We start from the raw sequence: 22,798 nt of genomic DNA on the forward strand, positions 1-22,798 counted from the left end.
GTCGCACGTCAATCTTCGGGTAATGCACATGCCTCCTAACGTACCGAGCCCCCTTGAACCCTCGTCGCGATGCTCTGCGTCGCGACGAAGTTCGGACGCTCTGCGTCCTTCTGTTTCCGCGTGTTTTCTTTGAAGAGAGCGGCGTGGTTTCTTTTGCGCGGTGTCAGATGGGCTGACGGCGGGCGTTGGGACACAGAATTTGGCACGGCTCCGCACCTTACCATTCAGGTGTGACAGAGTAGTAGGTATCTACGTGCGTGCCCGCCATCGGACCGTAGATGCGTTGCGCGAATGCTATTTTCCGTCGTCCTGATGGGTATTTGAGGGGATTCCGCACGTGTGCGAGATGCTGTACTGGAAGATGATTTCGCGGTCGCGGCCGGTTACGTAGAGCGACTGCTCATCGGCCGCGACGCTAAGCCCGCGAGGACTCTCGGTCTCTGCGCTCACGTCGAGGGCTCCGGTGTAGGTAGCCGTTTCAAGGACGTAGGGCACCTCCAGCTGATACACCAAGATGGCTTGCCGGGCCGTATCCATGAGAAACAGCACCGTGCCCTCTCCGGCGAATTCGAGGCCCCGCACTTCCTCTTCCTCTGCGCTAATATCGAGGGTGGGGCCCCACGACCCGGATGCAATATCCCAGGGGGTGCTCAATGTGAGCGTGTACACCGCCTGCCCATCACGATCATCGATGTACAGATGGGTTCCCTCGGGATGAAAGTCGATGTCGTGCCCACGCTGCACGGCCTCAGCGAGTGCGCGGTAGGTGGTCGGTGTAGCGGTGGAGAGATCCCAGGCGGTTTCGAGCGTGTAGGCCCATATTTCGGTGCGATTGAAGACCCACATCTTCTTGCCGTCATCACGCACAAACAGTCCGTGCGCATGGGCCCCTTCATCTGTAGACCCGACGGTATCCGACACATCGAGCGTCATGGTTGGGGTGGCTTTGTGAAGGGTCCAGGGGGAATCCATGGCGTATCCTACCACCTGATTTGTGCTGCGGCTCACCACGAGAAGCAGGGTGCCTTCGGGATGCCAGTGGGTGGCCCGTGCGTTCTGGGTCTCGTCGGCAATGGTGAGCGAGGTATCGGTGAACGCAAACGACCCGGTATCGAGACAGTTATTGGTCTGCGCAAGGATGGGTGGCACAAAGAGGAGCCCAAAGGCCACCAGACGGATGAGGACGAGAAGCTTACGAGCAAACGAATGGATCATTGACATATAGCTATGGCGAAAGGAGCAGACGGGATGCAAGATACGAACGCGCGCGAACGATCGCACGGCCCCGTCGGTTATGAAATCATAACGTCGGAGCGGCTGTCGTCCACGGCTGCCAGGATGGCAGGTAGCGATTTCTTGACAATGATGCATCTGTACCCTATGCTGTGATATGTGATTTCCTTGTGCCAGAGTGGCGCAGGGATGACTCCGCCCACGCGGAGATAGACCTATAGCGCCAATCACAAGAACAAGGGGCGCAAAGATGACTCCGCCCACGCGGAGATAGACCTCGTAACAGGATCGGAAAGTTCAGTTTCGGGAAGATGACTCCGCCCACGCGGAGATAGACCTCCTTTCGTTGCCTACAAGAAAAAAGGCACCCTGATGACTCCGCCCACGCGGAGATAGACCTTGATAAACTTTTCCAGATTCATGGCAAAAGGTGATGACTCCGCCCACGCGGAGATAGACCCCGACGCCCCCACGAGGTTGCCGCCTTGTGGGGGATGACTCCGCCCACGCGGAGATAGACCTTGGCAGAAAGTTAACCCGCGCGATGCTTGGGGGATGACTCCGCCCACGCGGAGATAGACCCGAGCCTCAAGGGCACCGCGACTTATTTTAGTGGATGACTCCGCCCACGCGGAGATAGACCTTTCAATGGCAACAGTATTGACCGCGTTTTCTGGATGACTCCGCCCACGCGGAGATAGACCCCCAAAAAGAGCACGTAACGAGCCTCAAGGGCAGATGACTCCGCCCACGCGGAGATAGACCCCCGATCAGGCGGCGCGTGTCGGACATCCATCCGATGACTCCGCCCACGCGGAGATAGACCCCCGATCCGTTTACAGACACATCCATCCATCCGGATGACTCCGCCCACGCGGAGATAGACCTCACACGGGGAGATGCTTTCCGATCTCAAGAAGGATGACTCCGCCCACGCGGAGATAGACCTCAGTAGGGCACACGATACACTCACACAGACAGGATGACTCCGCCCACGCGGAGATAGACCCGTGGACAGTAGGTAGATGGTAGGGTAGAGCCCGATGACTCCGCCCACGCGGAGATAGACCCCGGCTGTATGTGGGCCTGTGCGTATGATCTGCGATGACTCCGCCCACGCGGAGATAGACCCTGTATCCCCAATTGGGGCTATATTAGGGTGCAGATGACTCCGCCCACGCGGAGATAGACCGTGATACCAGTCGATCTCTTCCCACCCGACCGGGATGACTCCGCCCACGCGGAGATAGACCCTGCATATTCTTGACATCCGTGGCAAGCCCAGCGATGACTCCGCCCACGCGGAGATAGACCCGCCTGGATGCGCTCGAAAAAGGGCGCGTGTTGGATGACTCCGCCCACGCGGAGATAGACCTATCACACCACTTTCTCGCGTGGAAACCGCCCGGATGACTCCGCCCACGCGGAGATAGACCCATAGCCAGAGAAGCAGATGAGTCGCAGAGGAAGATGACTCCGCCCACGCGGAGATAGACCTTGAGCGCGAAAATGGGACGTGTCAGATGTGTGGATGACTCCGCCCACGCGGAGATAGACCCTAACGGCAATCAATCCAATGGAGCAGCAAAGAGATGACTCCGCCCACGCGGAGATAGACCTGGATAAGGCGACTCGCCATGAGAAGAGCCATAGATGACTCCGCCCACGCGGAGATAGACCTCCCCCACCGCCTCCGCCGTCCGGCATCGGTGCGATGACTCCGCCCACGCGGAGATAGACCCCGCCCTGCTCACTCAAACGACCCCGATATTATGATGACTCCGCCCACGCGGAGATAGACCTAGGCATAATGCGTATTAGTCTGTGTTCAAGAAGATGACTCCGCCCACGCGGAGATAGACCCTCTTGACTGTAACGGAGCTCCGTCACACCCTCGATGACTCCGCCCACGCGGAGATAGACCCTGCCTCTGATTGCTCTCGTACGACTGGAGCAAGATGACTCCGCCCACGCGGAGATAGACCCTAGCACCCAAAAGATTCCTTTTTGCAGTTTATGATGACTCCGCCCACGCGGAGATAGACCCTGTTTGGCCCAGTACTCCAGCTCGTTGTCGCTGATGACTCCGCCCACGCGGAGATAGACCCTAAGGACACAAAGTCCCTACGCTTTATGCCTAGATGACTCCGCCCACGCGGAGATAGACCGTGTCCCGATGATCCAAAGTCCCTTCCGTCTCTGATGACTCCGCCCACGCGGAGATAGACCCACGCTGGAGGGCCTACAGTCTTGGTCGATCGAGATGACTCCGCCCACGCGGAGATAGACCGTGAAGAGCGGTTTAGCGTTACAACTCCGTAGCGATGACTCCGCCCACGCGGAGATAGACCTGGATGCAGGGCCGAGTGTGATCGTATAGGTGCGATGACTCCGCCCACGCGGAGATAGACCCTGGTGATGATCGACGAGCCAGACCAGGTGATTGATGACTCCGCCCACGCGGAGATAGACCCGCACATACGCCGACCGTGTGGCGGAAGCCCGCGATGACTCCGCCCACGCGGAGATAGACCCGCACCCCTTACCTGTGATGCGTCCAGTAGCCGGATGACTCCGCCCACGCGGAGATAGACCCCCCCATAATCCCATAGACACCCATGCTCAAAGGATGCCTCCGCCCACGCGGAGATAGACCCGCCTCGAAAAGCTGGCCGAAAGGCCGGATGTCGATGCCTCCGCCCACGCGGAGATAGACCCGTCTTTTAGTACGTCTACCTTCGTTTCGACGCGATGCCTCCGCCCACGCGGAGATAGACCCGTGCCAATCTGGCCGCGCGCCTCGGTAAGTGCGATGACTCCGCCCACGCGGAGATAGACCCTTACAGCAGCATCCGCACGCACTCACGGGCGGGATGACTCCGCCCACGCGGAGATAGACCTCGACATCGAAGGCACGCAAGTACTCGGTGCGAGATGACTCCGCCCACGCGGAGATAGACCTGATCCGCAGGCGATCGTGATCAAGTCGACATAGATGACTCCGCCCACGCGGAGATAGACCGTGACATCCCGATCACCGACGTAGCCGAGCGGCGATGACTCCGCCCACGCGGAGATAGACCTCGGTCGTGTACGTAGACGACGGCACCGCAAAAGATGACTCCGCCCACGCGGAGATAGACCATCGTATCGCCGGGGTTGCTGTAGGAGCGCACAGATGACTCCGCCCACGCGGAGATAGACCGTTTTTTGCGGCACCCCAACGTACATACAATGGGATGACTCCGCCCACGCGGAGATAGACCTGTGACCGCTGGTGTGACTGATATCAACACCAAGATGACTCCGCCCACGCGGAGATAGACCGTTATCCGAGAGCTTATGGTGTACACCGTCTGCGATGACTCCGCCCACGCGGAGATAGACCTGCATCCACTGGCGTCGGCAGTAAGCCGAAGTCGATGACTCCGCCCACGCGGAGATAGACCCCAGGACCTCAGCGGTTGGGATATGAGCAGTACGATGACTCCGCCCACGCGGAGATAGACCTCTTCCCTGTCCTTGCTCCTTGCTTTATATAGTGATGACTCCGCCCACGCGGAGATAGACCTTGCAAGCCCCAAATACTTTCCCGCATCATCTCGATGACTCCGCCCACGCGGAGATAGACCCCGGATACCAGGGCCTGCCCGGCCCCAATGATCGATGACTCCGCCCACGCGGAGATAGACCTCCGCCTACCGATATATGCAATCCGAGAACCTGGATGACTCCGCCCACGCGGAGATAGACCCCCTTGCGCAAAACTCCACAGATATGCGCCGTTGATGACTCCGCCCACGCGGAGATAGACCCGATCAGCGATGAAGGTCGATCAGCGTTATCCGGATGACTCCGCCCACGCGGAGATAGACCCTGTTACAATCATGCCCCCAGAAGTGGATGTAAGATGACTCCGCCCACGCGGAGATAGACCGTTCGATACCATTTTGACTCAAGCCAAAGCAGAGATGACTCCGCCCACGCGGAGATAGACCTTGCGCCCCATGTTCTCCGCCGCATGCCTGCATGATGACTCCGCCCACGCGGAGATAGACCTCGGCCAGCTTGTCCAGCGCTTTGTAATCTACGGATGACTCCGCCCACGCGGAGATAACCCGACGATGGCATCGGTAGCCGCTATCTGCACGATTTGGCATTTCGAAGGCTACCCCGCCCCGTCAAGCCCAATCGGAAACAGTGCTATCGCGGCCAGCGATCCATAACTGAGCGTGATTCCTGGCTGTAATATGAGGAACCGCATAGAACTGACAACTATTCAACGTATGTGTTTATATAGCAAAATTGACTACCTACGTTAATCGGTGTGCCTGATGTCCTTCCGCCGTTTACTGACGAGGGTGTTCTTCCCCCTGGTGATTATGAAGTCACATTCGGCCAGCTACGCGCGTCCCGACTGGTCACCGGCCCCAGTACAGGGTCTATCACGGGATGGAACGAAGAATGGCGCGACTACCTGACTCGCCAAGCCGAGCTTCTGTGTAATCAGCTTTGGGCGGAGGACATCCAGGACGTATTCCTTGACGGATCATTTGTGGAAGCCAAAAGCCATCCCAACGATATCGACGGGTACTTTACGTGCGACGTAGAGCGCATTGCAAAGGGAACGCTACAACGCGCCCTCAACAAACGGGACCCGAAACGGTGTTGGACATGGGATCCGAATTCACGCCGCGCATACCGCGGGTATGCCAAAAAGCAGCTTCCCATATGGCATGCCTATCGCGTTGAGTTGTATCCTCATTACAACCAGTTCACCGGACTCGTTGATGAGAACGGGCATCCGCTCACGTTTCCGTCTGCGTTCCGGCAGCGCCGACGGGATGGCACCCGCAAAGGCATCGTGAAGGTGATACCTGAATGAGCACATGACACGATGCTCCTCAAGGCATTACTTCCAACCTCTTGAACTCGGACTCGCAGACATGCTATGATTCGCACCGAAGCCGCCTACGAACGCGCCCAGATGCGCCTTGAGAACGAGGCAGAGACACTCCAGAAGCAACGTGCCCAGCTGGAAGAAATGGATCTTAGCGAGCGCGAGATCGAACGTGCGCTGGAACCACTTCACTCGTTCCGCGATCAGCTTCAGGAGGAGATCGAAACGTATGAACGCATGCGACGCGGCGACATGGCGCCTCTTCGCTCGCTTACAAGCATCGGGCGCTGGCTGATCGGCGCACGGATTGCCAAAGGATGGTCGCTCAGCGACCTTGCTGAGGCGCTGGACGTGTCGGTGCAACAGGTGTCGCGAGACGAAAATAATGAGTATCGTGGCATTACCACCGAGCGGGCCCAGCGCATCTTGGATGTGTTAGAGGTGGACTTCACTGCCGACCTTGACACGCCCATTCAGGACATCTCGCGCGGAGATGGAGCTCCAGATAAGGCATCAGGGGTCATGCGCGAAAACTGACCCCGCACCCAAGACACATGCGTAAGGGGGGGCTTCTAAACATCCGCTGTGGTTTGAAGCTGATACCTCCATGCCCGCCCTCCTACATCCACCGGCGGCGCAGCGCATGTACGATCAGACGAGGCAATGCACGTAGCACCTGGGCCAGCGACACGGTACCTGGGGTCAGTTGTTCAAGCGCCTCCACCTCTTTCTCAAGCTGGTGTCCCCACTCCGCCAGCTCACACACCCGGTTGGTCAGGCGCGTGGCAATGGCCTCCTGCGCAGACAGCCGCACTTGAAGCGTCCGCACCTTTTTGTGAAGCGCCCCGATCTCGGTGTGGAGGTGCTGCGCATGAGCGGGATGCACCAAAGCGGGAGGCGCCTTGTCCGCTACAGGAGCATCAGCATGCGCCGCCCGCGCTGTGCGCGTCATGTACACCATCATGTTTTGCGCATACCACCACTCCACCGCCTCATCATCCCAGAACGGAAGACGCAGCACATCAACCGGCACATAATCGTGCTCGGCAAACAACGCCGCCCAGTATGCCGGCCATTGCTCATTCTTATGGTCGTGCCCGCCCTGATTCGGAATGGCTGCCGAAAACACCACAATGTCTCCAAGCCCTACGAGCGAAGCCACAAAGGAAGCCGCCTGCGCTTCGGGCAAATGTTCGGCGACCTCTAACGAGAGCACCAGATCGTACTGCCGGTCGAGCGAGAGCGGCGTACGCAAATCGTGCGCAATGAAATCCGATGCTGGGATCTGCAGCACGTCTTGGGGGAGCCAGGGCGCATCGACCCCGTGCACCGTACCCACCCCCTGATCGGCAAAGGCTGCTGCCCAGGCCCCCGCTCCGCATCCGACATCGATGACCGACTGAGGCGCTAACCAGTCCACAAGCGTACGCACCACCACCTGGGCCGAACGGGCCGCTCCCGGATGCAGCGTTTCGTAGTACTGCGTAGAATAGCGCGCCTTCTGCTCATTGTTCATCTTCATGGAAGAGCCCTCATTAGATTAGGCGGTCTGAACAGGCGACTCGATGGCCGCCGGAGATTTATGCGAAGTGGATTCCATAGCAATGTCGGATGCTGTCTCTGATGGAGCATTGCGATTGCGCAGGTAAAAGAGCACGCCCGATAGCGCGCCCCGTATCTCGGCAAACAGCGTGCGGTAGCGTCCGCGATACCCCGCTGGCATCCCTCGAACCAGGCGGCGGACGTAATACAGCGGGAGCGACACCAACAGCCGGCGCAGCAGTCCGCGATGGCCATGGCGTTCGTACTGCACCAGCAGCGCAGCGGTGTGTCCTCGCATGTAGGCATGGAGCTGGCTTTGCAGTCCACGTGCGGTTGCCCGATGCGTGTGATGGGCTACCGCAGTCGGCGTATAATGGCAGGTCCACCCATGCGCAAGCAGGCGATACCAGAACTCCGAGTCGCCACTACACCCGGCAGCGCCTACGTCGAGGCGTTCATCGAAGCCCCCCACCTGCGCAAACGCATCGCGCCGAAACGCCATGCTGGCTCCGGCTCCAATCTCCCAGGCAGGCACGCCGTACGGCAGGTGCGCTTGCGTATAGGCGGCATCGAATCGACGGGGCAGGTATCCCCGATGAAAGCCCCAGTGCGTCTCAAACCGATGCTGCGGCTCCGTATCCAGGGCGGCGGGAAGCACCAGTCCGGTCACCGCCATCACATCGGGCGTGTCGAACCCAGCACACAAATGGTACAACCACTGCGGATCCACCTGCACATCGTCGTCGGTGAAGGCGATGATGCGCCCCCGGCTGGCCCGCACCCCGGTGTTACGGGCAATGTCGAGTCCGGGACGCGGCTCGTGCACATAGCGCACATCTGGGCGGGCCTCCACCAGCAGCCGGGTGGCATCGGTCTGCGGTGCGTTGTCCACGACGATTATCTCGGCAGGCGCCGGACTGAGCATAGCCAGTGTATCGAGGCAGCGCGCAAGCGATTCGGGACGGTCGCGCGTGCACACAACGACCGAGGCTTCTGCTGCGGTATAGTGCAGCGTGCGGGCTGCCAACGCCTGCTGTACCGCATCGAGGGGCGAGGCATCGGTGGAGTGGATGCCCTCTGGCGCATCGGCCTGATAGTGTGCCACTGCCGGCGCAATGGCTTCGTACGCATAGGTGCGTAGCATCGTGGGCGACATCGGCAGCACGCCCGACGGAATCAGGCAGTGCCCCAGGGGGATGCCGTGTGCCCAGAACACGACGTACACGCCGTTGGTGGTGGCATCTGTGCCCAGCGCCGGAAGTGGACGCTGCAGGTCAATATGGTGAATTGCAAACGGAGGCATCATGGGTAGGCTTGTTTGAGACGTTGAGCACGGCGTACGGCTCGCGGATAGGCGCCGCACAGTCCACGCAGGGCTCCGCGCAGTTCGGCGGCCACGAAAGAAAACGGTCGGTCGGATCGTCCTCGGGCGGCTCGCAGCAGATGGCGTGTGGTATTGGCAAACCACCACTGCATCAGCCGACGCACCTTGGGGCGCGCTGCCGGGTCGGTCTGATAGATTTTCGCAAGGAAAGCCATGAGGCTGCGCCCCCAGCTGTGTTCGTACTGATCGCGCAGGGCGTGCAAGGTGCGGCGGTGCTCGTGAAAGATAAGCATCGTGGGTTCATACACGAGGATGCCCCCGTGTTGGATGATGCGATAGAACAAATCCAGATCGCCACCACCGGGCAGGGCCGCTCCGGCATCGAGCGCTTCGTCGCATCCGCCCATGGCCTGCACGGCTTTACGCCGAAACGCCATGTTGGCGCCCGTACCGAAAATACCCGTGTTGCACGGATAGATTTCAGCGTCTGGATCGGCCCCGTAGCGCACAGATGTAAACCCGCGCCGAAAGCCGCCTCGTTGCGCAAAAATCACCTGCGCCTCCGTCTCCAGCGCATACGGCATCACCTGTCCGGTAATGGCATCGGCATCGGAGTTGGCCGTGTAGGCCCGACATAAACCGCCCCACCATCCGGCATCCACTATGACATCGTCATCCAGAAACGCCACCCAGTCGCCTTTCGCTTCGGCAAACGCCCGGTTGCGCGCGGCATTGAGTCCAGGCCGCGCCTCCTGTACGTAGCGTACGCCTGCGGCCTCGACCACTGTGCGCGTGCCATCATCGGGCGGCGCGTTATCAACGACGAGCACCTCTACCGGTCCAGACGCCGGAACGTGCTGCTGAATGCTGTTCAGGCTGCGGGCCAGCCGCTCGGGACGATTGTGCGTGCATATCGCAATAGAAACGGCCGGGCACGCCGCGTCCTGCTCCGGCGTGGCCTGATGCAGTTGAGCTTCGGTAAGTGCGGTGCGGCTACGCGTATCCAGCCGCTCAGCCACATCGTGGGGCGTGAGTGTGGTGCCGGGCGGAAGCGGCTCCATCCAGAAGTCAATGGGCCGCCCCTGCCACCGGATCAGCGCCGCCCACCCGGTGTGGGCCTTGCTGCCATGCAACGTGGGTAGCGGATTCGCCGCGTCGATATCGACAAGCAGATAGGGCATGAGAGACCAGGTTATGGGGTGGATGCCACGGTGGTTTGCGATCCGTACAGGTCGGCGACCAATCCGGGACGGCTCAGCAGCGTATCGAGCGGGCCGCACTCAACCAGTTGGCCCTCATTCAGCGTGACTACATGGTCGGCATGCACGATGCTGGAAAGGCGGTGCGCCACAATGAGTACAGTGCGTGTTTGATCGTCGTGCGTAGATAACGTGCGCTGGATTTCGGCATCTGAGAGGCCGTCTACCGCGCTGGTGGCTTCATCGAGGATGAGCACGCCAGCATCACGAAGCAGCGCCCGCGCCAACGCAATGCGCTGTCGTTGTCCGCCTGAAAGGCGCGTGCCCTGATCGCCGACGCGCGTTTCATAGCCACGAGGCAGCGCCTGGATGAACGCATGTGCCTGGGCCTCGCGAGCCGCCGCCTGAATGGCATCGAGCGAGGCCGCGGGCTGTCCGTACGCAATGTTGGCGCGAATCGTATCGTTGAACACGTAGGCGTCTTGACTCACCACCCCAATGCCTGCGCGCCACGCCTCGACCTTTAGATCAGGCAGCGGACAGTCGCCCACGTAGATGGTGCCTTCGGTTGGATCGTACAGCCGTAGCAACAGCTTTAGAAGGGTAGACTTTCCGGCGCCAGAGGGCCCAACCAGCGCAGTGGTTTTGCCGGGAGCGCACGTAAACGAGACGTTTTTGAGGGCGGGGGGCTCGCCCGACTCGTAGCAGAACGTCACGTTTTCGAACCGGATGGGGGAAGCGTCTTTTGGGGGGGCGTCGGTGCCATTGATGAGGTACGGTTTGTCGGAGCGATCGAGTACATCGGTTACCGCCTCTACGCCGCCGGCCTGCGCCGCAAGGGCAACGCGCGTGCCATCCAGGTCGCGAATGCGGGGTTGCAGGCGGTACAACACCAGCACAAACACCAGCGCTGCCGGGAGCGAGGCGGATGTGTACAACAGCCCGACCAAAATCAGCACAAGCAGCCCCATAGCCACCAGTTCGTAGATGGGCGTGATGAGTCCCCCCCAGACGCTGCTCCACAGTCCGATGCGGCTGACCCGTTGAGAAGCGCGGTTGAAGCGCTCCTGCTCGCGCTGTGTTTGCCCAAACGTACGGATGACCTCCATCCCCCCAAAGGCTTCGAGCAGTCTACGCGTGAGTCCCACGTTGGCGCGGGTTGTGGCGCGCCCCAGCCGTTCGATGCGGGTACGCAGGCCCCGCGTGGCAAGCATAACACTGCCCAACACCACGGTGGCTACCAGAGTAAGCGGCCACGAAATAAGCAGAAGGAGCGTTATGTACACCCCCAACGCGCTCACTGTAATCACCAGATACACGACCAGCGCCACGGCCTGCACAAGCCGCCAGCTTTCATTGGCAATGGTGTTGTAGAGGCGATCCTGATCGTTGGCCTCCCAAAAGCGGTAGCCTACTTGCATCAGCTGGGCAAACAGCGTAGATCGCACATGATGACCCAGGCGCGCCTCCAACAGTCCGTACAGCACATCGCGGATGTAGGCCAGCATGGCCTTGGCGCCAATCGCCACGACAATACCGGCCGTAAGCAGCATCATACGCTCGCGGGGCGGGCGATCGCTAAACAGTGCGGCAGCGGCATCAATAAACCAGGTGCCGGTTTCTGGCGTGGTGTCGGCTTCTACGCTATGCAGCAGCGGAATGAACAGGCCAAGTCCAATGCCTTCGGCCAGTGTGGCAAGTACGCCGGTAATCATGGTAGCGGCAACGATCCACGGGTGGCGGGCCAATAGCGGACGCACCGTGCGTAGGGTATGAAGAGCAGCAGAGGAGGCCATCGGACTTGCTTATGAGGACATGATTGAGGGAGACGACGCATACGACGAAGACGCTTCCACCACCTGATCCCACCGCTGCATGCGAATGCGATCGTAGGGCTTGTATGGTTTCCACGTCCACGACTCGACGGCATCGTTGAGCGTCGGATATGCTGCAGGCGCAAGGGCACGCGGTGGCGACCGCCGGGTGGTGCGCCGCCGAAAGGCATGCCAATCGGACCGGGTAGGCCACACATGCCGAGTAACAGGCTGGGCGAGGCGGCGCATGGTGCTTTTGAGTAAGGTTTTAAGCGAGGCAATACACAGGGCCGCTGGCGGATCCGTCCGTATAGAGGCGTACAGCAGCCGTATGGCCGGTTCAAAGGCGCCCTGGTTGTAACACAATGTGCCCAGATACGCCATGAAGCTGCTTCGCGACCAGGCGTACACCGACTCGGCCACCTCGGGATGGCGCGGACGCAGTGCCGCAATAACGTGGTCGTACGAACGCAACATCCGATCTGGGCGTGTGGACATGCTGTTTGCGACCGAACGATAGCCCGTCAGGTAACTGGGCACCACGCAGAAAGGCGCACGTTCGGCCACACGCAGCGTGAGGTCCCAGTCCTCGCAGCCTTCGGCGTTGTCGGAGCGATAGCTTACGTATCCGCCGGCTGCCTCAAGCACACTGTGCCGATACACCGGCACGCTGGCGTTTCCTACAAAGTTGACACACAGGAGCGCCTGAAACACATCCCCTTGCAGGCCCCACCGATCCGATTGCCCGATGACACGCCCCGCATCATCTAATGACACCCACCACGAATACGCCAGTCCGGCCTCAGGGTGATCTTGAAGAGCGGCAACATGACGAGCGATTTTTTGCGGCGCCCAGAGGTCATCGGCATCGATGGGCGCAATGAATGGCGCAGAGGTGGCGGCAATAGCCCGGTTGCGCGCAGCGGCCACCCCCTGGTTGCGTTGCTGCACGAAGCGCACGCGCGGGTCTTGCGCAGCATGGGCTTCTACCCGCTCTGCGGTCGTATCGGTAGAGCCGTCGTCTACCACAATAATGTCGAGGGCAGTGTGCGTTTGGGCGCGTACCGAGGCTAACGCGGCGTCGATGTGTGAGGCGGCATTGTACGCCGGCATGATAACTGCAACGACAGGCTGAGCAGCCATATTAGAGATTCAGGGCATAAAAGCATGGGGACCAGGAACGCATCAAGCATACCCGCTGTGTGCATAACACACCAGCCGGAAGTGGTCAACACATGGCCTGTCTTCTGGCGCATCTGACCCGTACTTTTGGTGATGCAGGGGCAGCGCACCCGATTGTTCGGCGTTGCATCTCACGCTGCGTTGCGGTACCCTGTCGGTACACATGCTTCATTCATTGACATGCGCCGCCCATGCCTGCGCGCCCTCGTCATGCTCTGCGCCGTACGGCTATCGGACTTGTCTTGGTTGTGGGGGTGGGGCTCGTGCTCTTTTTTCTCTTTCGGGATACGCCCTCCCCACCAGCTTCTGCCGTTCCGTTAGACCCGCTCCCCCAATCCACGCTTTCGATTCCTGTATCGTACACGGTAGGCCCAGCGCTTGAGTCCACCGTACCGCGTTCTCTTGCCACCGAGCGGCGCCCCCATCCGTCCGATGCCAACCTGCAGTATGCGTTCGAGGCCGAGCGCGATTCCTTTACCGTCACGCTACGAAACGACACGCTTCACCTGCATACCACCCTGCACTACCGCAGCCGCGTGTGGTATCGTACGCCCTTTGGTTTCGAACTCACTGCCTCGTGCGGGTACGATGCTGCCGAACAGCAGGCCGCGCGCGCTGCGATCCACCTGACCGCCCCGATCGACCTCGATTCTACGTGGACGCTGCAGGCACCGGTAGAGATTGTACGCCTCATGCCTCCCACCGACGCAGATCGATGCCGCGTAGCATTTATGAATCTGCAACTTGTGGATGCCACCACGCCTATTCTAACAGCAGCACGGCTGTGGCTCGAACAGCATACGGCGGTGCTTACCGAGCAGTTGGCGGCTCTGCCCCTTGACGAGATGATGGAGCGCCACTGGGCCACCTTACACGACCCTATCCCATTCTCCGACGAGACCTGGCTTGCCCTGCATCCGCACGCACTGCGCTACCAAACCGCGTCGTCGAAGCGGCCCAATCAGTTGGATGCGCAAGTCCAACTGGAAGTGCAACCTCGTCTCCACCTCAACACAGCGCCTGCTGCGCCAACGCCTGCGCCGCTCCCTCCTCCGATACGAACCGATGCCGCAGCACCCGACTCGCTTGTACACATGGAGGCGCATCTGCCGTATGATGTGCTAACCGACCGCCTGAGCGAGGCTCTTGGAACGCAGACATTTGACGCGGGGCCTGCATCGGTCAGCGTCGACGATGTGCAGGTGACCGGCACCTCATCCGGACGCCTTGCTGTTACGGCGCAGGTGGCTGGCACCATGAACGGGCGCATCCGGCTAGAGGGCACGCCTGCCTTCGATGCTACGCTTGGCAGGGCCGACCTGCTCGATCTCGACATCACAGCGCATGATGCCGATACGCCGCTCCGCTTGGCTGTGCAGGTCGTGCGCTATCGGTTTATGGAGCCGCTGCAGTATCACCTCCGTCGGCACCTTGCTGATGCGCTGGTGGCTGCGGAGGCGTAGTCGGGGCACCCTGTTGATACGGTACTTGCGCCCGGCGTGCAGCTTAGCGGCCATGTGGGCGCGCCCCGTTTCGCAGGGTGGGCCAGTCAGCCCGAAACGCTCGTCGTGCGCGCTCAGGTGCCTGTGCGTCTGGGCCTGACGATCCAACCGCCCCCTTCGTGAGCTGCGGCTTCTACAGATTGGGGTTGGCCCCACAGATCGCCGGGGACGCAAGCGGTCCCCAGCTATGGGTTTGACTGACATCGCGCCGTTCCGTAGCCCGGGATCAGAAGCGGAGCGCTGGGAGCACCGCGACCGAGTACTCCTGGGGTGCGGATATCTCGGGCGGTCATGGAAGCTGACTAAACAAGTCATGCTGAACGCACTGAAGCATCCGGGCACTATGTGGACGGGAAGGCCTGCTGCTCAGTGTCCACGAGGTGCCCCCCTGCGCGCACCGAACGGGGCGAGCCCGTAGTGCTGTGTCACACGTCAATCTTCTGGTAACACATGTACCCTCTAACGTACTGAGAACAACTCACAACCATGTCATTGCGAGTGGAGCGAAGCAATCTCATTGCTTTCAGGTCGGATACAGCCGCCCAATCAACGGCATGAGATCGCCACGTCAGTCGCAGGGCTCCCTCCTCGCGATGACAAGGTGTAAACATAGTTTTATTGAGCTACTTAGCGGCGTCAGGATAACCTGCGCACGCGAAAAGATACCGCCTTTCGTGCCGATGCGCCAGGGAGATGACCTCCGGCCCCTCTGCGTCGCCACCGTACCGAACCGGGTGGTGGCGGGTTGGGGACGCGGGAGCGTCCCAGCAGGCGTGGCGACGCGGAGCATCGCCACGAGCGTTCGGGGGAGTAGTCCCCGACTATATGGGTTTCAGTAGCCCGGGATCAGAAGCGGAGCGCTGGGAGCACCGCGACCGAGTACTCCTGGGGTGCGGATATCTCGGGCGGTCATGGAAGCTGACTAAACAAGTCATGCTGAACGCACTGAAGCATCCGGGTACACTGTGACCGGGGCGCTCTGCTGCTCAGTGTCCACGGGGTAGTCCCCACGCGCCCTGCTGCGCACCTCGTCTACTTGTAGTCCTCCATCGCGCGCACTGCCAACGTATCGGCCAGATTGTTCAGTTCGTTGTCGGCATGGCCTTTCACCCACACCCACTCCACCTCGTGCCGCTCGTTCTGGGCATCGAGAGCCTGCCACAGGTCCTTGTTCTTGACCGGCTTCTTTGATGAGGTACGCCAGCCGTTTTGCTTCCAGTTGTCGAGCCATCCATCATTGAAGGCACGCGACACGTAGGCACTATCGGTATAGAGTGTTACCTTGGTGGGCGCAGGCAGCGCCTCCAAGCCCTTAATGGCTGCTGCGAGCTCCATGCGGTTGTTCGTGGTCTGGCGTGCGCCTCCTGTGAGATGCTCTGACTGTTCGCGGTTGCCCTCAGGAATGACAATAGCCCCCCAGCCGCCGGGTCCGGGGTTTCCACTGCATGCGCCATCGGTGTAAATCGTTACGGTATCCATACTGGAGAAAAAAATGAGCAAAGCCAATCCATGAAATACGGTGCAGACAACCTACCGCCCACAACGTAGGACGTGCAGCCCTAGGCATCAATCGCCCATGAAAACCTGTGCCCCTAGACGCAACGTGTGCCGGTGGGATGCGTACGGACGTTACGTTTTCAGGGCAGCGCCTGTCATATCCGTGTAGAGTTCCCGTGCGTGGAGCAGGGCGCCCCCACACTCCCTCATAACGCCCCACACACCATGAAATTCGTAGATCACGTTGTCATTACGGTACAGAGCGGCGACGGTGGCAAGGGGTTGGTCTCCTTCCGCCGCGAAAAGTACGTGGCGAAGGGCGGTCCGGCAGGCGGCAATGGCGGCGACGGCGGATCGGTGTACGTGGAGGCCGACCCGCATCTCTATACGCTGCTCGACCTGCGTTTCAATACCAAGCATGCCGCTGAACATGGCGAGCCGGGCGGCAGCTCTAATAAAACAGGCAAAGACGGCGATGACGAGGTCCTTCGTGTGCCGCCTGGCACGGTGGTGCGCAACGATCGAACGGGCGAAGTGATCGGAGAGGTGGTGAACCCCGGCGACCGGATCTGCGTGGCCCAAGGCGGACGCGGTGGCAAAGGGAACGCGTTCTTCAAGTCATCCACCAACCAAACCCCGCGCCACGCCCAACCCGGCGAATCGGGGGAGACAAAAGAGATTGCCCTGGAGCTGAAGCTCCTTGCCGATGTCGGGCTCGTGGGTTTTCCGAACGCGGGAAAGAGCACGCTGGTGTCATCCCTCTCGGCAGCCAAGCCCGAAATCGCCAACTATCCATTCACCACGCTCACCCCTACGCTGGGCATGGTGTATGTCGATGATTATACGTCGTTTGTCATGGCCGACTTGCCCGGCATCATCGAGGATGCGCATACCGGCAAAGGACTGGGCCTGCAGTTTCTGCGTCACATCGAACGCACTGCGGTGCTGCTCTTCGTCATCCCGATCACGTCCGACGACCTGGGCGGCGACTACGAGCAGCTTTTGCACGAACTGGAAGCCTACGACGCCAGTCAGCTCGACAAGCCGCGTCTGGTGGCACTCTCCAAAATCGACACGCTGCCTCCCGAAGAGCGCTCGCTGCTGCCCGATGTGGTGGCCGAGCACTTCCCCGACGATGTGGAGCTTTTTCCTATCAGCGCGGTGGCCCAAATGGGACTTGACCGCCTGAAGCACCGGCTGTTTGAACTGGTGGATGCGCACAAGCGTCGCACAGCGGCGGAGGTCGTGTCGTCGTGACGCTGTTCGAAGGGGTGCATCAAAATCCGGATGTGGACTCAGACGCGGAGCGCCGCGCACTCGTCGCGCTGATGCTCGTGCCTAACGTCGGGTGGAGCCGAACGCGCACGCTCATCCAGCACCTCAAGCGCCCCACGGCAGTGTTCAATGCAGCGCCTTCGGTTCTGCAACAGGTGCCAGACATCGGCCCGCAGACGGCACGCGCCATCCAGTCGTTCGACGACCACGACGCGGTGGCCACACAGTTTGAGCGCGCCCGCGCTATGGACATCACGCTCATCACGCTCTGGGATGATGCGTATCCGGAGCGGCTGCGCATGACGTACGACCCGCCCCCCTGTCTGTGGGTCCGCGGTGCGTTGCGTCCAACCGATACCCACGCCCTGGCTGTGGTCGGCACCCGTCGCTGCACCGACTACGGACGCGGCGTGACGCGCGATTTGACCCAGGCGCTGGTGCAGCAGGGGTACACCATCGTAAGTGGGCTGGCGTATGGCATTGATGCGGTGGCACATCGCACCGCGCTGAACGCTGGCGGACGCACGCTGGCAGTGCTGGGGTCGGGCCTTGCGCGCATCTATCCGCAAAAGCACACGCATCTGGCCCACGATATTTCGGAGCAGGGCGCGGTCCTCTCGGAATATGACCTCGATGAAGATCCAAATGCCTCGAACTTTCCCGAGCGCAACCGGGTGGTGAGCGGCCTCACGCTGGGCACGCTGATTGTAGAGTCGCATGCCAAGGGCGGTGCGCTGATCACGGCCCGGCTGGCTGTGGAGCAAAATCGAGAGGTGTTTGCCGTGCCCGGTCCTGTGGGACGAAGTGCCTCTGAGGGAACGAACCGCCTCATCCAGCGCGGCCATGCCAAGCTGGTCCTGACCGTGGATGATCTGCTGGAGGAGCTTCCTGCACCGCCTGCTTCTGACGATCCACCTGTAGCATCGCCCGCTGCAGTGGAGCTCGACGGTGCCGAGGCTACGCTTTATGCCGCACTAAGCGACGAGCCGGTCCACATCGACGTGCTTTGTGCAACCGTCGGCATGTCTTCATCTGAAGCGCTTGCCCATCTGTTTCAGCTGGAACTGAAGGGGGTCGTCGAACAGCGCATCGGCAAGCAGTTTTGTCGTGCGTAGGGGAGCGTGTTTTTGGGGACGCTGGAGCGTCCCGGCAGGCGTGGCGACGCGGAGCATCGCCACGAGAGGGCATAAGAGAGAGCTACCTACAGCAGGCTGCGTGCGTAGGGGAGCAGAGCATCCGTCTGTCGTGAACAAAGTGATCTGTAACGCCGCAGCACCGGGTTGATATTGTGCAGGGGCTAAAAGTCGCGTTTTTTGAATATCCAGAGGGCAGCGGTGTACGTAACTGCCCCAAACGCAAGTGCAAGCAGCAGAGGAAGCCAGTCGTCGAGCGGTTCTCCCTGTGTTAAATTGGCCGTGATGGCAGACACCTCTGCAAAATTGGGCAGGACGTAATACAGCGCCATGAAGGCGGTAGACCCGACCATATCCAGCGCATCAAGAACTGCTTCAGAGGCAGCCAGAACGATGGACGCGAAGATGAGCCCGTAGCTGACGATAAGAGCCAAGGCTGTGCTCTCCATCCAGATGCCCATGAGCACCACGGCGCTGTACATCACACCGAACATAAGCACGACAAGTCCGATGCTCGCCAAAAACGAGAAGTGCCAGACACCTGTTTTGATGGACATGATGAGCCACACGCCGCCCATCAGGTAGAGAGCCAGGATGCCAACAGCGATCCACACGCCAGCTACGTGGCTAGCAAACAGCGTGGAGCGGCTCATGGGCTTAGAGAGCAACAGGTCGATGTGGCCGCGCTCCAGGAGCGAGACCGAAAGCGGCGCCGTTGCAAAGAGAGCGAGCAAGATGCCGATCCAGTACGTAAGCCCGGCCACAACCGACTCTACGCCCAGCACCAACTCCTCCAGCGAAAGCCCCTCCATTGACCCGTCGGGCGTTTGCCCAAACAGACGAAGTCCGGCAAGAGAGCCGTCTACCACGTCGAGGTTCAAGGCAAAGGCGACCATCACGAGGATGAGCGAGCTAATAACAAACAGCCCAAGCACAATCTTCTTGGTCCACAGCTCGCGGAAGGTCAGATAAATGAGGCCGAGCGCAGGTTGCATAGCACAGCGTGGCAGATGGAAAAGAGCGTATTTATTCTGCAGCGGGGGTTACCACGTCGATAAAGTAATCTTCGAGCGAGCGGCGAATGGGCTCTACCGCTTCGAGTTCTACATCGTGCGTGCGGAGCGTATCAAGGAGGGCGTTCAGGTCACCGCGGGTATCGGCAGCGGCATGCCATTTCTCGAGGTCGGCGGGGGCCTCTGCATCGAGAAGCGTAAGCCGATTGCGAGCCGTATCGGGCAAAGTATCGGGCAGGGGCGTGCACGTGAGGCGGTACTCGCGCTCCACGGCGGTAAGGGTCGATATGGGGCCTTGGCGGACCAGTTCGCCCTCGTTCATGATCGCAACCTCGCTGCACACCTTTTCGACTTCCGAGAGCAAGTGCGAGTTGATGAAGATGGTGGTGCCCTCATCGCGCAGCCACACAAGCAGGTCGCGAATGTCGCGCCGCCCAACGGGGTCCACGCCATCGGTGGGTTCATCGAGAAACAGCAGATCGGGTTCGTTCATCAGCGCCTGAGCAATGCCCACACGCTGGAGCATCCCCTTAGAGAACGTCCCAATTTTCGTGTCCGCGTGGCCGTCCAGTCCCACAATCTCAAGCAGTTCGGGGATACGCGTCTTCCGTTTTTCGGCAGACACATAGCTCATCTGCCCATACCGATTCAGCATTTGCTGGGCCGTCAGCAGGTCTGGGAAGTTATGCTTCTCGGGCAGGTAGCCCACAGGCAGACGCGCCCTGGACGAGGAGACGGGCTGATCAAAGAGGCGCGCATGCCCGTCGGTGGGATGTACAATGCCCAGCAGAATCTTGACAAGCGTGGTTTTGCCGGCGCCATTGGGGCCAAGGAGCCCAAACACGCGTCCCGGCTCCAAGGTCAGATCAACGCCTCGCAAGGCGCGGACGGTTTTGTTGCGCAGCCATCCACTGCGATAGGTTTTATGAAGGCTAGAAACCGTAATCGCATCGGGCATAACAAACGAGCAGGCGTGAGGTTACGAAGAGCGGCGGTCATCGGCAGGAGCGTCGTCGGGGTCGGGAGCGTCGGGGGGAGGCGTAGACGCGTCATCAGAGATGGTGGTCGGCGGCATGCTCGACTCAGTGCGCGTGTACACCGTGCGGCGCGGGAACGGGATCTCGATGTCGAGCCGGTCGAACTCCCGCTTCAGACGAAGACGCAGATCGCGCTCGGCTTGAAACTGCTCGCCGGGCTTCACGCGCATCACGATTCGGGCGACCACAGACGAATCCCCGAACTCGTTGATGGCTTGCACGGTGGGAGCATCATCCAGCAGGATCTCGGGGTTTTGCTCCTCGGCCCACTCGCTGGCAATGCGCTTCATAACCGGCAGGATGGTGTCGATATCCTGCTCATACGATAGATTGACCGGCACTACAATGCGCCCAAACTTAATGCTTCGGTTGGCAAAGGTACGCAGCTCGCCCGCGGGCACCATAAGCAACTCGCCATCGAACTTACGCACCTTAATCAGGCGGATGTTGATCTCTTCCACGGTGCCAATTTCATTGCCGATGCGCACCGAGTCGCCAGTGTGAATGGTGTCGTCGAACAACAGAAAAATGCCGCCAATGACATCACGCACCAGCGTTTGCGCGCCAAAACCGATGGCCAGTCCGGCAACACCTGCTGTGGCAAGCAGCGCACCCACATCCATGTTGAGTTCACTCAACACAATGATGAAGGCCAGCGGCCAAGCTACGTAGCGCACCACCGAGCTGAACAGGCTGCTCAGCGTGTACGTGCGTTGCCGTTTGGGATGCAGAGGCGGAAGCTCCTCAACGCGGTTCTGCCACTGCTCCGTAATGCGGTCAACTACCTTGATAGCAACAAGCGCAAGACCAAGAATAAGCGCAATGCGTAGCCCAGAGGCCGCAAGCATCCACCAGAACGATTCCATAGAGACCTGGAATGTTTGAAAGCGAAAACCGTGATGAGGAGGTCTAACCGGGTGCTATTCAGCGTTGGTGAGCGCTTCGAGGCCGGGTAGAGCAGCCCCTTCCAATAGCGTTAGCATAGCGCCCCCGCCGGTAGACACGTGACTGATGCGGTCGGCTTGGCCGGACTGGTTAAGAGCAGCGACCGAATCGCCTCCGCCCACAACCGAAAACGCGCCGTTGTCGGTTGCTTCAGCCACGGCATCGGCGATGGCTAGCGTACCTTGCGCAAACGCCTCTTTCTCGAAAACCCCCATCGGGCCATTCCAGATGATGGTGTTGGCTTCAGCAATAAGATCGGTGTATGCTTTGACGGTGGCTGGCCCGATATCAAGTCCAAGGTGCCCGTCGGGAATAGCGCCCGTAGACACGCCGTCGGCCTCGGTCTGTTCAAAGGAGGCGGCATGTACGTGATCGGTGGGCAGGTGCAAGATCGTACTTGCTTCGTCGGCAAGCTCATCAGCCTGGTTGAGGCGATCTTCTTCGACCATTGAATCGCCGACCTTCTGGCCTTGGGCCTTCATGAAGGTGTACGCCATGGCGCCTCCAATAAGGATATGTTCTGCATTTTGAGCGAGGCGGCGCACCGTGCCCATCTTGTCGGACACCTTGGCCCCGCCCAGGATGGCGACCAGCGGCGGATTAGGTTCGTCGCGTACGCGAGTTAGCACCTCCACTTCGCGCTCCATGAGGCGCCCCATCACAGCGGGTGTGACCCGAGCGGCTACGCCTGCGGTAGACGCGTGCGCACGGTGCGCAGCGCCGAAGGCGTCGTTGACGTACACATCGGCCAGGGCGGCCAGGGCATCGGCAAAGTCGTTGCTGTTAGATTTCTCGCCGGGGTCGAAGCGGGTGTTTTCAAGTAGGATGACGCATCCATTGCCCATGCCGTCAATCGCCTCTTCGACGGCATCGCCAGTGGTGTTGCTGGAAAAGCGTACGCGCTCATCCAAAAGCGTATCGAGGTGATCGGCCACGGCAGCGAGGCTGAGCCCGGGGTCGGGTTTGCCACCGGGACGACCCAGGTGACTAATCAGCACTGCTTTGCCCCCCTGGTCGAGCACGTGGCGGATGGTGGGCAGGGCCGCACGAATGCGGGTGTCGTCGGCAACAACGGCGCGGTTGCTATCATCGGGATGAGACAGGGGAACGTTGAAATCGACCCGTATCAGGACGCGTTTGCCCTGCAGGGACACATCGTCGAGGGTGAGTTTGGGCATAGCAGAAAAACCTCCGTAGAACGT

The 22,798-nt window shown here is 60.4% G+C and carries 16 protein-coding genes and 1 CRISPR repeat array; of the genes, 5 read left to right on the forward strand and 11 right to left on the reverse strand.

The genetic code is table 11. The features are described 5' to 3' along the window. Positions 1–294: 294 nt before the first annotated feature. Positions 295–1,215 (reverse strand): beta-propeller fold lactonase family protein, encoded by a 921-nt coding sequence (locus ACZ5AL_RS10560; RefSeq protein WP_464510336.1) that lies wholly within the window; start codon positions 1,213–1,215, stop codon positions 295–297. A 206-nt stretch (positions 1,216–1,421) separates the two neighbouring features. After that, positions 1,422–5,353: direct repeats of the CRISPR family, unit length 28 nt; unit sequence GATGACTCCGCCCACGCGGAGATAGACC. A 207-nt stretch (positions 5,354–5,560) separates the two neighbouring features. Between ACZ5AL_RS10560 and ACZ5AL_RS10565 the strand changes: the two genes are divergently transcribed. Both ACZ5AL_RS10565 and ACZ5AL_RS10570 read left to right on the forward strand, forming a co-directional pair. Continuing rightward, positions 5,561–6,118 (forward strand): DUF6932 family protein, encoded by a 558-nt coding sequence (locus ACZ5AL_RS10565; RefSeq protein ID WP_464510337.1) that lies wholly within the window; start codon positions 5,561–5,563, stop codon positions 6,116–6,118. A gap of 66 nt (positions 6,119–6,184) precedes the next feature. Further along, entirely contained in the window at positions 6,185–6,670 is a 486-nt protein-coding gene (locus tag ACZ5AL_RS10570) for a helix-turn-helix domain-containing protein (protein ID WP_464510338.1), read from the forward strand. Positions 6,671–6,752: 82 nt separating this feature from the next. Here ACZ5AL_RS10570 and ACZ5AL_RS10575 read toward each other — a convergent pair whose 3' ends face one another. Genes ACZ5AL_RS10575 through ACZ5AL_RS10595 form a run of 5 tightly spaced genes read right to left on the reverse strand, consistent with a single transcriptional unit; the run spans position 6,753 to position 13,155 of the window. Continuing rightward, a complete protein-coding gene (locus ACZ5AL_RS10575) occupies positions 6,753–7,655 on the reverse strand; it encodes a methyltransferase domain-containing protein (RefSeq protein WP_464510339.1) in 903 nt (300 codons plus the stop codon). 18 nt (positions 7,656–7,673) lie between these two features. Then, the gene (locus ACZ5AL_RS10580) at positions 7,674–8,981 is read right to left on the reverse strand and encodes a glycosyltransferase family 2 protein (protein ID WP_464510340.1); all 1,308 of its coding nucleotides are present in this window, start codon (positions 8,979–8,981) and stop codon (positions 7,674–7,676) included. Continuing rightward, positions 8,978–10,180: a glycosyltransferase family 2 protein gene (locus ACZ5AL_RS10585; protein WP_464510341.1), complete on the reverse strand. Its 1,203-nt coding sequence runs from the start codon at positions 10,178–10,180 to the stop codon at positions 8,978–8,980. The genes ACZ5AL_RS10580 and ACZ5AL_RS10585 overlap by 4 nt, the downstream gene beginning before the upstream one ends. 11 nt (positions 10,181–10,191) lie before the next feature. After that, positions 10,192–11,994 carry an ABC transporter ATP-binding protein gene (locus ACZ5AL_RS10590; RefSeq protein ID WP_464510342.1) on the reverse strand — a complete coding sequence of 601 codons (1,803 nt, stop codon included), beginning with the start codon at positions 11,992–11,994 and terminating at the stop codon, positions 10,192–10,194. A 9-nt stretch (positions 11,995–12,003) separates the two neighbouring features. Beyond that, positions 12,004–13,155 (reverse strand): glycosyltransferase family 2 protein, encoded by a 1,152-nt coding sequence (locus ACZ5AL_RS10595; protein ID WP_464510343.1) that lies wholly within the window; start codon positions 13,153–13,155, stop codon positions 12,004–12,006. A gap of 230 nt (positions 13,156–13,385) precedes the next feature. Between ACZ5AL_RS10595 and ACZ5AL_RS10600 the strand changes: the two genes are divergently transcribed. Next, positions 13,386–14,657, forward strand: coding sequence for a DUF4403 family protein (locus tag ACZ5AL_RS10600; RefSeq protein WP_464510344.1), 1,272 nt, complete (start codon positions 13,386–13,388; stop codon positions 14,655–14,657). A 1,071-nt stretch (positions 14,658–15,728) separates the two neighbouring features. Here the strand turns inward: ACZ5AL_RS10600 and rnhA are convergent. Beyond that, positions 15,729–16,175, reverse strand: coding sequence for a ribonuclease HI (gene rnhA / locus ACZ5AL_RS10605; protein ID WP_464510345.1), 447 nt, complete (start codon positions 16,173–16,175; stop codon positions 15,729–15,731). A 243-nt stretch (positions 16,176–16,418) separates the two neighbouring features. On the opposite strand from rnhA, the gene obgE reads away from it, so the two are divergent. Continuing rightward, positions 16,419–17,450: a GTPase ObgE gene (gene obgE / locus ACZ5AL_RS10610; RefSeq protein ID WP_464510346.1), complete on the forward strand. Its 1,032-nt coding sequence runs from the start codon at positions 16,419–16,421 to the stop codon at positions 17,448–17,450. Further along, positions 17,447–18,583, forward strand: coding sequence for a DNA-processing protein DprA (dprA, locus tag ACZ5AL_RS10615; RefSeq protein ID WP_464510347.1), 1,137 nt, complete (start codon positions 17,447–17,449; stop codon positions 18,581–18,583). The genes obgE and dprA overlap by 4 nt, the downstream gene beginning before the upstream one ends. A 182-nt stretch (positions 18,584–18,765) precedes the next feature. Here dprA and ACZ5AL_RS10620 read toward each other — a convergent pair whose 3' ends face one another. From ACZ5AL_RS10620 to ACZ5AL_RS10635, 4 genes are read right to left on the reverse strand one after another with little or no spacing between them, the layout of a single operon-like run. Continuing rightward, entirely contained in the window at positions 18,766–19,596 is an 831-nt protein-coding gene (locus tag ACZ5AL_RS10620) for an ABC transporter permease subunit (RefSeq protein WP_464510348.1), read from the reverse strand. 31 nt (positions 19,597–19,627) lie between these two features. Next, the gene (locus tag ACZ5AL_RS10625) at positions 19,628–20,572 is read right to left on the reverse strand and encodes an ABC transporter ATP-binding protein (RefSeq protein WP_464510349.1); all 945 of its coding nucleotides are present in this window, start codon (positions 20,570–20,572) and stop codon (positions 19,628–19,630) included. Positions 20,573–20,593: 21 nt separating this feature from the next. Beyond that, positions 20,594–21,517, reverse strand: coding sequence for a mechanosensitive ion channel family protein (locus ACZ5AL_RS10630; RefSeq protein WP_464510350.1), 924 nt, complete (start codon positions 21,515–21,517; stop codon positions 20,594–20,596). A gap of 54 nt (positions 21,518–21,571) precedes the next feature. Next, positions 21,572–22,774 (reverse strand): phosphoglycerate kinase, encoded by a 1,203-nt coding sequence (locus ACZ5AL_RS10635; protein WP_464510351.1) that lies wholly within the window; start codon positions 22,772–22,774, stop codon positions 21,572–21,574. Positions 22,775–22,798: the final 24 nt, after the last annotated feature.

It is taken from the genome of Natronotalea proteinilytica (genome assembly GCF_055379935.1).

Coding starts and splice junctions, on each gene's coding strand:
- ACZ5AL_RS10560 (WP_464510336.1), bottom strand. CDS start 1,215: ATGATCCATTCGTTTGCTCGTAAGCTTCTCGTCCTCATCCGTCTGGTG.
- ACZ5AL_RS10570 (WP_464510338.1), top strand. CDS start 6,185: ATGATTCGCACCGAAGCCGCCTACGAACGCGCCCAGATGCGCCTTGAG.
- ACZ5AL_RS10575 (WP_464510339.1), bottom strand. CDS start 7,655: ATGAAGATGAACAATGAGCAGAAGGCGCGCTATTCTACGCAGTACTAC.
- ACZ5AL_RS10580 (WP_464510340.1), bottom strand. CDS start 8,981: ATGATGCCTCCGTTTGCAATTCACCATATTGACCTGCAGCGTCCACTT.
- ACZ5AL_RS10585 (WP_464510341.1), bottom strand. CDS start 10,180: ATGCCCTATCTGCTTGTCGATATCGACGCGGCGAATCCGCTACCCACG.
- ACZ5AL_RS10590 (WP_464510342.1), bottom strand. CDS start 11,994: ATGGCCTCCTCTGCTGCTCTTCATACCCTACGCACGGTGCGTCCGCTA.
- ACZ5AL_RS10595 (WP_464510343.1), bottom strand. CDS start 13,155: ATGGCTGCTCAGCCTGTCGTTGCAGTTATCATGCCGGCGTACAATGCC.
- ACZ5AL_RS10600 (WP_464510344.1), top strand. CDS start 13,386: ATGCCTGCGCGCCCTCGTCATGCTCTGCGCCGTACGGCTATCGGACTT.
- rnhA (WP_464510345.1), bottom strand. CDS start 16,175: ATGGATACCGTAACGATTTACACCGATGGCGCATGCAGTGGAAACCCC.
- obgE (WP_464510346.1), top strand. CDS start 16,419: ATGAAATTCGTAGATCACGTTGTCATTACGGTACAGAGCGGCGACGGT.
- ACZ5AL_RS10620 (WP_464510348.1), bottom strand. CDS start 19,596: ATGCAACCTGCGCTCGGCCTCATTTATCTGACCTTCCGCGAGCTGTGG.
- ACZ5AL_RS10625 (WP_464510349.1), bottom strand. CDS start 20,572: ATGCCCGATGCGATTACGGTTTCTAGCCTTCATAAAACCTATCGCAGT.
- ACZ5AL_RS10630 (WP_464510350.1), bottom strand. CDS start 21,517: ATGGAATCGTTCTGGTGGATGCTTGCGGCCTCTGGGCTACGCATTGCG.
- ACZ5AL_RS10635 (WP_464510351.1), bottom strand. CDS start 22,774: ATGCCCAAACTCACCCTCGACGATGTGTCCCTGCAGGGCAAACGCGTC.